Source organism: Chitinophaga sp. LS1, assembly GCF_034274695.1.
Lineage (GTDB): Bacteria > Bacteroidota > Bacteroidia > Chitinophagales > Chitinophagaceae > Chitinophaga.
In genome coordinates this window covers 6,281,629-6,295,134 of sequence record NZ_CP128362.1, presented here as the reverse complement: position 1 = coordinate 6,295,134, position 13,506 = coordinate 6,281,629, and the positions used below count along the sequence as shown (strand labels likewise).

The following is a 13,506-nucleotide window of genomic DNA, read 5'->3' as shown; positions in this document are numbered from 1 at the left end:
TATGCACCTGATCCCAACAATCCCCGGTGGGTGGAATCCCAACGGGGATGGGGTCTTCCACATACAGCAATCAATAGGAGACGTCGTATTCCTCTCTGCTGCCGATACGGAGATCCATTCACTGAGCAATGCTTATAGGGAGTTACACCAAACCCACACACAGCTCCCGTCCCTGCGAATTGCCAACCTGGTATACCTGAAGCAGGAACTGACCATCGATAAATATGTAGAGGAGGTGATCAGCCATGCAAAGCTGGTGATCTGTCGCCTGTTAGGTGGCAGGAATTACTACCCGTATTTGTTTGAAGCTATCAGCATTGCCTGTGAACAGCAAAGTATTCCCGTACTCTTCCTGCCGGGTTATGACGCGCCGGATGTAGAATTGCTGAATAGTTCCACTGTGGATGTGAAGATTGCTGATACCTTATGGAAATACTGTTGTGCCGGTGGAAAGCATAACCTGAAGAATGGGTTGGCTTATATATTTCATCATTGCTTTAATAAAGATTTACAATTCGCACCTCCTCAAAAAATTGCGGATCTGTTTTTATTTCATCCGGAGAAGGGAATGATCCCGCCGGGGGATTATATAGCAGATGTAGCCATCCTTGTTTACCAAACGCATTATCTGGCGGATAATCTGGCGCCGGTGTATTATTTAATAAAGGCGTTGGCAGTTAAAGGGCTGAAGCCTGTGATTGCTTTTGTGAGCAATCTTCGTGATCAGCATAGTTTACAGGAACTTGAATCTTTATTGAAAGGAAAGGTAAAAGTGTTGATCAACACGACCAGCTTTTCAATTAAGTCTATGGATAAGGATGAAAGTTTCTTATTTGATAATCTTGATGTACCTGTTATACAGGGCATCTTTGCTGCCTGTACAAAAGAGGTATGGGAGCAGAATCTATTTGGTCTGACACCAGTAGATGTGGCGATGAATATTGCATTGCCGGAGATAGATGGTCGCATTATTACGACGGCTATTTCTTTTAAATCTTCTATGGGCAAGGACGTGTTGACGGATTCAGATATTCTGCAATATAGTACGCATGAGGAAGGGTGTGATTTTGTGGTGGCTTTTGCAAATAATTGGATACAGCTTGGTAAGAAGGAACAAAAAGATAAACATATTGCCCTTATTATGCCGAACTATCCAAATAAGGATAGTCGTTTGGCAAATGGGGTAGGATTAGATACACCTGCGAGTATTGTGGAGATCCTGCATGCGTTGAAAACAGCAGGGTATGATACGGGAGATTATATTCCTGCTAACAGCGGGGAGTTGATCGGGCTGATCACGCATTATGTTACGAATGATACGGATACTACGCTTTATCGTCCTTATCAGATTAGTATAGACAAGGATCGGTTTCAGGAATATTTTGAGCAGTTATCACCATTGCTTAAAGAGAAGATCCTTCAGCAATGGGGGCCTTCACAGGAAGAGGATTTTATTATTCCAGGGTGTTTGTTGGGGAATGTCTTCGTGAGTATTCAGCCTGCGCGCGGTTATAATCAGGATGAGAAGGCTATTTACCACTCGCCTGATTTACCGCCTACTTATAGATACCTTGCTTATTACTGTTGGGTGAATGAGGTGTTCAAAGCAGATGCTTTGATTCATTGTGGTAAGCATGGAAACCTGGAATGGTTGCCGGGAAAGAGTGTGGCATTGAGCAAGGAGAGTTGTTTCCCGGCTGTGTTGTTAAGTCCTGTTCCGCATTTCTATCCGTTCATAGTGAATGATCCGGGGGAAGGAACGCAGGCAAAGCGCAGGACACATGCTATTATTATAGATCACCTGATTCCGCCCATGACGAGAGCGGAGAATTATGGTACGTTGACTAAGCTGGAACATTTGATTGATGAATATTATGAAGCGTTTAGTGTGGATCCGAAGCGTACGGCGGTGATTCGTGCGCAGATCACACAGTTGGTGAAGGAGGCGGATCTGGAAACAGATCTGCAGGCAGCGGTTTCTGATATGGATACGTTGTTGTTGAAGCTGGATGGGTATTTGTGTGAATTGAAAGAGGCGCAGATCCGGGATGGATTGCATATTTTGGGGAAGGCACCAGTGGATGAGCAGCTGATTGATTTGCTGATAGCATTGCATAGGGTGCCTGTGGCGGGGCAGAAGGGGATTACGCAGGTGCCGGCTGAGGAGATGGGGTTAGGATTTGATCCTTTGGGAGGGGATTATGAGATGGCTTTTAAAAGTGAGCATTTGTTGTTTAGGGGGTGTAGGAACAGGGGGGATGCAGTGGAGGTGTTGGAGGGGGTTGTGAAAGAGATGCTGAAGGGTATGGGGATGTTGGATGGGGAAGGTCTTTTGAAAGGTGAGAGGATGCTGAGTGGTCATCATATCCTGCAAGGCGAAGACTACCATCTTCCAGCGACCAAAGCTTATTGTCACAATATCCTTACTCATACCTTACCAAAGATTCAACGTACTACGGAGGAAATCACCAACCTCTTACACGGTTTAGACGCTGGTTATGTTCCCAGTGGTAGCTCCGGCGCACCTACACGTGGTCGTATGGATGTATTGCCAACAGGAAGAAATTTCTATTCTGTAGATGTCCGGGCTATACCCACACAGGCCGCTTACACACTGGGGGTAAAAAGCGCGAACCTTATCATCAGTCGTTACATGCAGGAGCAGGGGGATTATCCTGAATCTATAGGGCTTTCTGTATGGGGTACCAGTACCATGCGTACAGGTGGAGATGACATTGCACAGGCACTGGCTCTTATGGGGGTACAACCCGTATGGCAGGCGGCTAACAGGCGGGTGTCTGATTTTGAGATCATTCCGCTTATTCAATTGAGAAGGCCACGCATCGATGTCATGCTACGTATTTCAGGGTTTTTCAGGGATGCATTTCCGGATGTGATCTCCTTGTTGAATGCAGTGGTAGAAAAGGTGGCTTTACTGGATGAACCGTTGGAACAGAATCCTATCCGCAAACGCTATCTCGCTGAAAAGCAGGAATGGCTCAATAAGGGATTGGATGAAACCAAGGCACATAAAAGATCTCTTTTCAGGGTTTTTGGTTCGAAGCCAGGTGCTTATGGCGCAGGGTTGCAGGCAGTAATAGATGAAAAGAACTGGCAGACGAGGGAAGACCTTGCTAAAATTTATATCAATTGGAGTGGGTATGCTTATGGTGCTGACCGCACAGGTGAATCTGCGCATGAGGTATTTGAAAAGCGTTTATCTGATCTGCAAATCGTGATGCATAATCAGGATAACAGGGAGCATGATATTCTCGATTCGGATGACTATTACCAGTTCCAGGGAGGCTTAGCAAATGCGGTGGAAACTATCAAAGGAGAGCAACCTTCTATTTATTTTGGAGACCATGCACGTCCGGAGACGCCGCGTATAAAGAGTTTAAAAGAAGAGTTGCTGAAAGTATATCGTTCAAGGGTGGTGAATCCGAAGTGGATTGCTGGTGTGAAGCGCCATGGTTATAAGGGGGCATTTGAGATGGCAGCTACTATGGATTATCTCTTTGCTTATGATGCGACGACTAATATGGTAGATGATTTTATGTATGAAGGGATTACCCAGGAATACCTGTTCAATGAAGCGAATCGTCAGTTCATCGAACAGGCAAATCCGTGGGCTTTGAAGGATATGACAGAACGTATGTTGGAAGCTATTCAACGGGGAATGTGGCAGACGCCAAAACCGGAGACGCTGGAAAAGCTGCAAAGTATGTTTGTGGATATGGAGTAGATCATTACTGCCTTGTACAGCTCCGCATTTGTGAGGTCAGGGCATAAATCATTATGCCTTGTACAGCTTTACTTTTGTGACGTCAGGGCGTAGAGCATTACAGGCTTGTACATCTTTGCTTTAGCGAGATGAAGGCAACAATCATTCCGGCTGTTTCTTTCTTTTGTAAAGAAACAGCTGCCATTTTTCCTCAGCTACCCCTGTCTTGTCCATCTCTGCTCTTGCGAGAATGAAGAACAGATCAGATAGTCTGTTTACATACGCGGGTATATAATCTTCAATGGTATCTACTTTCATCAGCGATACCAGTCGTCTTTCGCCTCTTCTCAATTGTGTTCTTACTACATGGCACAAAGCAGAAATCTCATTGCCACCTGGTAGTAAGAAGTAATCAGATTTTGATGTCATGGCAGCTTCCAGTTCATCAATCCATTCTTCACAAAAGGCTGCACCGTCTTCCGGCTTTGGATTCGGGTTTTCCTTTTTACAGTCAGATGGACGGGCCAGATGCGACATCATGTTCATCATGTCTTTCTGGATCTTATGTAAGCGGGGTTGCCATTCGTGTTCTGGTCCCAGTTTGGCTCTTAACAGGCCGATGGTAGAATTTACTTCATCCAATGTACCATAGCTTTCTACTCTTACATCGTCTTTATCTACACGGCTTCCGCCGAATAAGGCGGTTGTACCCTGGTCTCCTTTTTTTGTATAGATCTTCATAATAAGTTGAATGTATAGATTCCTCCGTAATTAATTTTTTCTGACATGATTTTGTTCAGTGGCCGGGCTTCCAGCAGATGTCGTGCTGCACGGATTACGCCTGCATGGGTTACAATAACGATGCGATCCGCGAAGGGAATTGTTTTTAAAAAAGCATCTAGTCTTGCTACCAGTTGTTGTAATGATTCGCCTCCCGGAGGGCCTGAAGTTATGTAATTAGCTCCCCAGTGATCCATCAATTTACGATCAATTTCATCCCATTTTATTCCTTCCCATTCACCAAAATTCAATTCCATCAGTCGTTCATCCGAGACAAAGTTTGCTGAAAGGGTTTGAGCTAATAACTGACATCTTTGTAAAGGACTGGTATATATTTTGTCGAAACGACCCAGGCCAGCGATGATCTCATTATGCAGTGTTTCATATCCTGCCGGCAAAGGTACATCCAGCTGCCCATAACAAATTCCAGCTTCAATCGCCGGCTGTACATGTCTTACAAAGCATAATTCCATATTGCAAGTAAACACAGGTAAAAAATAAGCTCATTCAATTGTTGAGTAGCACCCAGGCAATCGCCTGTATACCCATCTATCCACTTCTGGAAATACCATCCTAAATATAATGTCATCGTAGCACAAGATATTACACTGATCCATGCAGCTTCCACACCGAGTATAGCCAGTGGTACGAATCCGATAACTGTCGCAAATACCAAAGCGCCGATACTGACCGGGGTGATCACTACACCAACCTTACTGGTTCCATCCAGGCGGGCATACTCCAAAAAACGCATCAGAAACAACGGTGTTACCCTGCTGATTGTATGCCCACATACATAGATCAAAAAGAACTGATCTGGCAGCAACGTCCCTAGCTTCGCGAGTACGAATATTTTTAATCCAATACTACATACCAGCGCCATCACACCATAAGCTCCTGTTCGGGGATCCTTCATAATCTCCAGGATCTTTTCTTTTGTCCAGCCACCTCCGAAGCCATCAGCCACATCTGCCAGTCCGTCTTCATGAAAGCCACCTGTCATCAGTATCGTGGCTACAATCGAGAGTACAGATGCTACATACGGATCTTTGAATAGCAAATGCCCCAGATAATATACAGTGGCGCCAGTTGCACCTACCAGTATTCCTATCAGTGGCAAATACCTGGCGGCACTTTGTAGCCCGACGGTGATGTTATGTCCCGCCGGCAGACGGGTGAAAAACATTAAAGCGGCCCTGAAGTACAGGATCTCCCTTTTGATCATGTTAGTCTTTATTTGTTACACCCGCAGATGCAAAGCTGGCCATTTCATTCAGGAATGCTACGGCTGACTGTACCAGAGGATATGCTACAGCTGCACCGGTGCCTTCACCCAAACGCATACCCAGTTGCAACAACGGATCTGCTTTTAAATAAGTTAATAATTGCTGATGTCCCTGTTCGTTTGATTGATGTGCAAATACACAATAATCCAATATTGCAGGATGTAATGCAGCTGCTACCAGCAAGGCGGCTGTTGTAATAAAGCCATCTATCAGAACAACCATTTTCAATTCAGCGGCTTTCAGCATGGCACCGCAGATCATGGCTACTTCGAAGCCACCAAAGGTTCTTAATATTTCCAGCGGAGATTTGTCAGCCGGTGTTTGTGTACGCAGAGCTTCGCCCAGGATTGTTTTCTTCTTTTCTAATCCTTTATCATCCAGACCTGTACCTCTGCCTATGCATTGTTCCAGTGGCAGGTTACATAAAAGACTCATCAGCAATGCTGCAGCAGAAGTATTGCCGATACCCATTTCTCCAAATCCGATTACATTACAACCTTCCGCATGTAATTGCGCTACCAGTGATGCCGCACGGCTAATCGCGGTGTTACATTCTTCTACACTCATAGCAGGTGCATGGAGATAGCTTTGTGTACCTGGTGCTACCTTTAAGTCAATCAGGGCAGGATGGGGGGGAAATGTATAATTCACACCGGCATCAACTACTTTGATGGCGATCTGGTGCTGGCGGGCAAATACATTGATACCTGCTCCACCCTGCAGGAAGTTGTATACCATCTGCCAGGTTACTTCCTGGGGATATGGGCTTACGCCTTCTTTTGCAATGCCATGGTCACCTGCGAATACAACGATGGTAGGTTTTGTTAATGTTGGCGAGAGGGTGTTTTGAATTTTCCCTATCTGTAAGGCGAGTTTTTCAAGTTTGCCTAAGGAGCCTAATGGTTTGGTTTTTAAATTGATCTTTTCGGTGAGGGCAGCGTCAAGGCTGCGGTCAAGTGGTGTAATGTTAAATTCGGTCATGTCTGATTAATTATAATGGGTAGTTCTGATATTGTCAGGGTTGCCTTTTCGGTTTTTTTACTGAGGTGGTAGTTCTGATATTATCAGGGTTGCCTTGGCAGTTTTGTTACTGTGAAGGTGGTTCTGATATTATCAGGGTTGCCAGTTTTATTTAACTGTAATAGGTAGTCCTGATACCATCAGAGTTGCCTTATCCGCTTTTTGTGCGATATATTGATTCATCCATCCCTGCAGGTCAACGAACTTCCTGCCGATTTCAGTCTCTGCGTGAACGCCCATACCGATTTCGTTGGATATGATGATGAGATTAAATTCCTGTGCAGCAAATAGGTCAAATTCTGCTTTGGCCTCTCTTAGTGCGATGTCTATGTTATAATGTGCATCGGTGAAGAAGTTGGTCAGCCACAGGGTGACGCAGTCAAAAACCACGGTTCTGTTGGGCAGTGATAGTTTACTTACTTCTTTTTCTTCTTCTATATTTTCCCATTGATGATCCCGTTCCTGTTTATGCAGCTCAATCCTTGCCTGGTGTTCTGTATCCCAGATGCGGCTGGTGGCCAGGTAAACAGGGTTTGGGGACAGCTGCGAGGCAGTCTGCATAGCAAATTTTGTTTTGCCGGACCTTTGTCCGCCAGAAATGTAATGGATCATCTGTTATAAGTTTAAGTAAGTAGTACTGATACCTTTTGCCAGTTCATGCATTCTGCCAGTTTGAAAATGGACCACTTCTTATAAGTTTAAGTAAGTAGCACCGATACCTTTTGCCAGTTCAGCAGCCTTACCCAGTTTCACAAAACCGCTTTCAATATTGACAACAGTGGTTGCCGATAAAGTCCGGAGGTGTTGTTTGAAATACAGGGCCGATTCCTGCAAACTTCCGCCGGTATTGATCTTTCCATCTGTGAAGATGTAAAGTTGTGTCTTATCGGATGTTTTCATTTGTTGTATTAGTTGTAACCCTGCTTTCAGATTGGTTTTGCCGCCTGACCGTAATTGGGCGATACTTTCGATAAAACTGGTCGTGTCTGTTGTATAATGTGATACCAGTTGTGCATCGCCCTGTGTAAGGGCTACTGCGCCATATCGCAGCCGTTTGTGTTGATGCTGCGCAATGGTTTGAGCAATGACTCCTTTGATATAAGCGATCTGCCTGTCTTTGATCATGGAGCCGCTGCTGTCAATCAAAAATAGCAAGGACAGGGCGGCTTTGGAAGCTTTACGCTGGTATATTATTTCAGGTTGGCCAGTGAGTAAGTAATTTTTCACTGTGCCTAGCAGATCGCGTGTTCGATGATCATTGCCGATGACCGGAGTGGACATTACAGGCATTGGCAGGCCTCTTTTACGGCCTTTCGGACCGCTTTTGAGGTTCAACCTCTTTTCAGTGCCAGCTGCCTGTAAAAGGTAATTATTTAAATCGTTCTGACCTTTTTCGGCTCACCCTCCTTATCGCCCGAAGGCTTACTTTCGCGGGAAGAGCTTTGAGAGGGCGGTGTTTGACGTGAACGATGGGAGAGGACAAAGTTTTGTACTACACGCACATCATCTTCTCTTATTGTATTTTGTCCATGAAACGCGGCATGTGCCCTGGCTGCTTTCATCAATAATATATCTGCACGCATCCCTTCCACCTGGTGCTGGATACAAAGGTCAGTTACTACATCATAGATCTTTGTTGGAATCGCAACAGCGGGTAAAAAATTCTGAGCGGCTACGATCTGCGCTTCAAGCATCTTTTCATGTTCACAATATTCTTTAACAAACTTTGCTGCGTCTGTATCAAAAGCTACCCTGCGTTGTACAATTTCCATGCGCAATGCTTTATCTGTAGGTGTACTGATATGTACACTCAGTCCAAACCGATCTAACAACTGTGGACGAAGATTCCCTTCTTCCGGGTTCATGGTGCCTACCAGGCAAAAGCGGCTTTCCATCCACTGAGAGATGGTATCTCTTTCCAGATAATAGCCACCGCTTGCCGCAGCATCCAGTAATACATCCATGAGATAATCACTCAGGAGGTTCACTTCGTCTATATAGAGTATTCCATGATGTGCTGCTGCCAGCAAACCGGGTTGTATTTCCAGCCGCTTTTCGTTCAGGAGTACATCCAGTTTTACGGTGCCCAGTACACGATCTTCTGTTGCACCTATTGGCAGGTTTACAAAAGGAACATCCTGCAGGAGATGGCTTAGCCCTCTTACAGTGGTGGTTTTACCAGTGCCTTTGTCACCCAGTGCGAGTACGCCTCCCAATCCGGGATCGATCATACACAGTGTCAGCGCCAGTTTAAAATCTTCCTGTCCGCAGATAGCAGTAAAAGGATACGTGATCATACAAAACAATTATATACCCATACACAGCCTACTCCAATCGAGAAGAGGCCGACGATCGCATTCATTGATTTGAACGCCACCTGATTTCTTTCAATAAAACGGGATACGGAAAATGCCAGTACACAACTATAGGTGGTCATGGCAATAACGATTCCCAAACTTTGCAATACGATGATCCACATGGCCGTACCTGCATCTTTTGATGCCAGGATGAGGGCGATGGCACAGGCGCCACCTGTACCTGCAAGGCCATGTAGCATGCCTACCCAAAAGCTACGGCTCAGGGGATTCATGGCGATCTCCTTCCCTTGTTTACCATGAATATGCAGGGCATTGTTCAGGTGGTCGTGTTCTGCAAATTCCTTGTGGGTAGCCATCAGTTTCTTTAACTGGTGGTTGCGGCGGATGGCGGAAATTCCCAGCCATATCATGACGGGGCCTACCGCCATTTCTGCATAGCCGGATATATTTACGGGCAAAGCCGATTTCAGTAATAAAGCAAAAAAGCTGAAGAGGATCAAAGAAACCGAGTGTCCTAATGCCCATTGGGAAGATCGCCAGATGAGTTTGCGGAGACTTAGTTTGTTGTTCGCTTTTTCAGATGCTAATACTGAAACGGCGGCCATATGGTCCGGTTCAAAAGAATGTTGTACTCCTAATAAAATAGAATCTGTTAATAAAAATCCAATCATATTATATTATCATTCGCATCAATCAATAGTATTTCCAAACCTCGCTAGCAGCTAATTATATTGTCATTCGCATCAATCAATAATAAATCCAACCATCACTACCAGCTAATTATATTATCATTCGCATCAATCAATAATATTTCCAGTCTTACGGCAGGGATGATCGCTTTACATACCGCATAGCAGTGTTCTGCCAATGCTTTGTAGAAAGGTTCTTCCGCATTAAAAGGAAACAATTCTGTTAGTCTCCGTGCCAGGTTCAGATCCAGAATAGGCTGACATTGTTCCGGAGGATACCCGCACCCCATAGCCAATTCATTTATGAATTGTTTATCCCAGCTGGATTTACCACTATGTGTGTCTAGCTCTCCCTGTGCCAGTTTACAGGCCTTACCAAGCATAATCCCCATCTTCACTTTCCGAAGGGGCGTGGTTTTTATTTTATTCAATGTTTCACCAATCCAGTTACCATATTGCACAAAGGCAAACTCAGGCAGATGCGCGAAGCGCTTTCTTAATATATTTTCAGAGCGACCTCCTGAATTGATCACTACGGTATCGCAACCATTGGCAATTGATACATCGATGCCCTGGGTAATACTGGCGATATAAGCGGAGGCACTGAATGGTTTTACAATTCCCGTGGTACCTAATATAGATATACCGCCAATAATACCGATACGTGCATTCAACGTCTTCTTTGCGATCTCTTCTCCATTCACCACGAATACCTGTATGTCAACGCCTTGTGTGAGCTGGTACTGATGCCGGATAAAATTCACGGCATCCTGCATCATTTTTCTTGGAACGGGATTGATCGCAGGCTCGCCAACACCGATGGCCAGACCGGGTAATGTGACTACACCTACACCTTCGCCTCTTAGAAAAACGATATCGTCACCTGTATTTAATGAAACCCTGCTTCCGATGGTAGCTCCATGTGTTGCATCCGGATCATCGCCACCGTCTTTGATCGTGGTGCAGGTTGCATTCAGGTTGTTAAAAGAACAGGTTACTTTGAATAATACCTTTTGACCCAGTGGCAATGTGATCTCAATTTCTTCAACAGGTGTCTGAGTCAACAGCGCTGTAAGGGCTGCCTTGGTACAGGCAGTCGCACAGGCGCCGGTGGTATATCCTGTTCTTAGAGACATGCTCCATAGACTTTTAAATGATCCAATAAATCATCCTCATTTACGGATATAAAGCCTGCCGGCATAACAGGTCTGGAAATGATAAAAATGGGAATATTAGCTGCCAGTGCTTCATTGATCTTGACAGATAATAAACCTGATTCTCCACTTTCTTTTGTCAGTATACCTGTAATATTGTGAAAAGCAATCAGTGCCGCTTCATTGCCCGGCATTTCCATGATCAGGTTTTCTTTCGGAAAACCTGCTGCCAAGGCCTGTTCCAGTGAACTATTCCTTGGCAGGATCCTGAAGAGTGTTTCATTATGCTGCCAATATCTGTATAGTTGACTGATTGTCTGTACACCTGTCAATGCTAATAGTTTTTTTACAGGATGTATGGACAGGTAGTCCATTGCTGCATTATAACTATCAAAATAATGCACCAGCGGATGTACTGTACGCGCCGGATATTCTCTTTCAAAGCGTAGAACAGGCAAGCCTGCTTCCGCAATTGTCTGGTGTAATACAGTTGCAAACGGATGACTGGCATGTACTATTACCCGTACACTTTGTTCTTTACAGAAAGCCTGTAATGCAGCAGGGGTGAGCGCGCCATGCCTGTATGTACCATAGGTCTGCGATGGTATTTCGAGTTCCGATTTGGTGGAATAGCAATAGGGTAAGCCTGCCTGTTCCAGCAGGGCCATCGTTTTTCTTCCTTCTGTCGTTCCACCAAATACAAGTATCATGATTATACTTTTAATGTTTTACCTGTTCTGAATGTGTGTTTCCATTCAGGACTATATAAATGTGACCTGTTTTTTCTTGCACCAATTGCATCACCAACAATGACCAGGGTAGTGAGGGTCAGTTTATTATCCCTGATAATCTGGGCAAGATCTTTTAACTGACCGGTAAATACTGCTTCGTCTTTCCATGTTACTCTGTACAAAACTGCCACCGGTGTTTCAGGTGCGTAATGTTCCAGTAGTTGTGCCTGTACTGATTTAGCAATAGTCGCACTCAGGAAGATACACATGGTCGCTTTATGCTTTGCCATCTCATTCAGTTTCTCATTTTCCGGTAATGGGGTTTTGCCGGCACCGCGTGTTAAGATGATGCTTTGCACGACTTCCGGGATGGTAAACTCAGATTTCAGATAAGCTGCTGCCGCCTGGAACGAAGAGATACCCGGTACGATGGAGTAGTCCATGCCTTTCTCATCAAAGATGGTCATCTGCTCCTGTATCGCGCCATATATGGAAGGATCGCCGGATTGTAAACGTACGATCAGATGTCCTTTCGCATAATGTGTTTCCATGAGACTGATTTGATCTTCCAGCGTCATGCTAGCGGAGTTACGTACCACTGCGCCTGTTTTCGCATAATGGGTGAGTTCTTCCGGAACCAGGCTACCTGCATATAAGATCAGGTCCGCAGTCTCTAATAACTGTTTTCCTTTGATACTGATCAATTCAGCATCTCCCGGTCCTGCACCTACGATCACCACCTCTGCTTTGCGCACTGCACTTTTATCAATGGCAATAGCCAGTGTATGTTTTTTGCCGGAGGCTACTGTTATCTTTTGCTTTTCGAGAAATAAACCGGTATTACCGGAGAGCAACATGGCAGCAGCTTCAGATACACTGTGCACGCCTAATTTAGACAGAACTACTTCAGATGCATTTGGAACTACCTGTGTATTTAATTCATCCGCAGTAAAGGTGATAAAGGGTACACTTAATGTTTGTGCTAAGGCGATGAAAGCAGTTTCGTCTCCTTTGATATCAATAGAGCCGATTGCTTTTAAAGCGGATAAAGCCAGTCCCTGTATCTGAAACTGCTCATGGAGTGAAGCTTCCAGCAGGTCAGTTTCAATATCTCTTGAACATCCCATACCTATATTCAATACGGGGACATGGTAGTGAAATACCGGAATGGGGGCCTCATAGTTTTTATAAGTTACTGCAATCAGTAATTCATATTTCGAAAAGTCGATCTCCTCAAAAGCGTAATAAATATTGGCAAAGGCCGGCTTTGTTCTTTCCAGATACTGTGTGCCTTTATCTTTAATATCTAATAAAACTGCTGTGGGTTTGTTATTGACAAATAAAGCAATCAATGCATTATTTGGAGTTGCTTTCCAATTAAACTGCGCGGCCAATGTATCCAGTGCCCATAACTGTTGCAGGTCACTACTGGTCGTGATCACGGCCTGTCCTGCCGTAGCAAGTGCGAGTTTCGTGGCTAATGCATTTGCGCCACCTTCATGCCCGGATACTACTGCCTGCACATAATACCCATGGTCGTCCATATTGATGACTGCAGGGTCTGTATGTTTGTTCTGTAAATAGGGTGCAATACTTCTTACACAAATACCTAATGCGCCAATGAATACCAGGGTGTCGAAGTTGTCGTAATTGGTCTGTAAGAAATCTGCAATAGCAGGGATGGAGGTTATCTGCTCATGTGTGCGCGTACTTACCACTACAGCATGAGGAAATTCCTGTCTGATGCGCAAACCTAATTCCACGCCTCTGTCTGTACTGGCTATGATCGCTGTTTTGTTCATGT

Annotated in this window: 12 protein-coding genes; 1 reads left to right on the top strand and 11 read right to left on the bottom strand. The window is 44.8% G+C overall.

Annotated features, from left to right (window positions below; genetic code table 11):
• Position 1: 1 nt before the first annotated feature.
• Entirely contained in the window at positions 2 to 3,745 is a 3,744-nt protein-coding gene (gene cobN / locus QQL36_RS25850) for a cobaltochelatase subunit CobN (protein WP_321567241.1), read from the top strand.
• A 141-nt stretch (positions 3,746 to 3,886) separates the two neighbouring features.
• Here the strand turns inward: cobN and QQL36_RS25845 are convergent, their stop codons facing one another.
• From QQL36_RS25845 to cobM, 11 genes are all read right to left on the bottom strand, one after another.
• A complete protein-coding gene (locus QQL36_RS25845; RefSeq protein WP_321567240.1) occupies positions 3,887 to 4,465 on the bottom strand; it encodes a cob(I)yrinic acid a,c-diamide adenosyltransferase in 579 nt (192 codons plus the stop codon).
• Positions 4,462 to 4,977: a histidine phosphatase family protein gene (locus tag QQL36_RS25840; protein WP_321567239.1), complete on the bottom strand. Its 516-nt coding sequence runs from the start codon at positions 4,975 to 4,977 to the stop codon at positions 4,462 to 4,464. Before QQL36_RS25840 ends, QQL36_RS25845 begins: the two co-directional genes overlap by 4 nt.
• Positions 4,959 to 5,729 carry an adenosylcobinamide-GDP ribazoletransferase gene (gene cobS / locus QQL36_RS25835; protein ID WP_321567238.1) on the bottom strand — a complete coding sequence of 257 codons (771 nt, stop codon included), beginning with the start codon at positions 5,727 to 5,729 and terminating at the stop codon, positions 4,959 to 4,961. Before cobS ends, QQL36_RS25840 begins: the two co-directional genes overlap by 19 nt.
• 1 nt (position 5,730) lies before the next feature.
• Positions 5,731 to 6,771, bottom strand: coding sequence for a nicotinate-nucleotide--dimethylbenzimidazole phosphoribosyltransferase (gene cobT, locus QQL36_RS25830; RefSeq protein WP_083726379.1), 1,041 nt, complete (start codon positions 6,769 to 6,771; stop codon positions 5,731 to 5,733).
• A gap of 147 nt (positions 6,772 to 6,918) precedes the next feature.
• Positions 6,919 to 7,422 carry a bifunctional adenosylcobinamide kinase/adenosylcobinamide-phosphate guanylyltransferase gene (locus QQL36_RS25825; RefSeq protein ID WP_083726381.1) on the bottom strand — a complete coding sequence of 168 codons (504 nt, stop codon included), beginning with the start codon at positions 7,420 to 7,422 and terminating at the stop codon, positions 6,919 to 6,921.
• 78 nt (positions 7,423 to 7,500) lie between these two features.
• On the bottom strand, positions 7,501 to 8,100 hold the full coding sequence (locus tag QQL36_RS25820; protein ID WP_143708981.1) for a vWA domain-containing protein: 600 nt from the start codon (positions 8,098 to 8,100) through the stop codon (positions 7,501 to 7,503).
• An 83-nt stretch (positions 8,101 to 8,183) separates the two neighbouring features.
• Positions 8,184 to 9,107: an ATP-binding protein gene (locus QQL36_RS25815; protein WP_083726385.1), complete on the bottom strand. Its 924-nt coding sequence runs from the start codon at positions 9,105 to 9,107 to the stop codon at positions 8,184 to 8,186.
• Positions 9,104 to 9,799, bottom strand: coding sequence for a hypothetical protein (locus tag QQL36_RS25810; protein ID WP_083726387.1), 696 nt, complete (start codon positions 9,797 to 9,799; stop codon positions 9,104 to 9,106). The genes QQL36_RS25815 and QQL36_RS25810 overlap by 4 nt, the downstream gene beginning before the upstream one ends.
• A gap of 98 nt (positions 9,800 to 9,897) precedes the next feature.
• Entirely contained in the window at positions 9,898 to 10,953 is a 1,056-nt protein-coding gene (locus QQL36_RS25805; protein WP_321567237.1) for a cobalt-precorrin-5B (C(1))-methyltransferase, read from the bottom strand.
• Positions 10,944 to 11,681 carry a precorrin-6A/cobalt-precorrin-6A reductase gene (locus tag QQL36_RS25800; protein ID WP_083726391.1) on the bottom strand — a complete coding sequence of 246 codons (738 nt, stop codon included), beginning with the start codon at positions 11,679 to 11,681 and terminating at the stop codon, positions 10,944 to 10,946. The genes QQL36_RS25805 and QQL36_RS25800 overlap by 10 nt, the downstream gene beginning before the upstream one ends.
• A gap of 2 nt (positions 11,682 to 11,683) precedes the next feature.
• The gene (gene cobM, locus QQL36_RS25795; RefSeq protein WP_321567236.1) at positions 11,684 to 13,504 is read right to left on the bottom strand and encodes a precorrin-4 C(11)-methyltransferase; all 1,821 of its coding nucleotides are present in this window, start codon (positions 13,502 to 13,504) and stop codon (positions 11,684 to 11,686) included.
• Positions 13,505 to 13,506 lie beyond the last annotated feature (2 nt).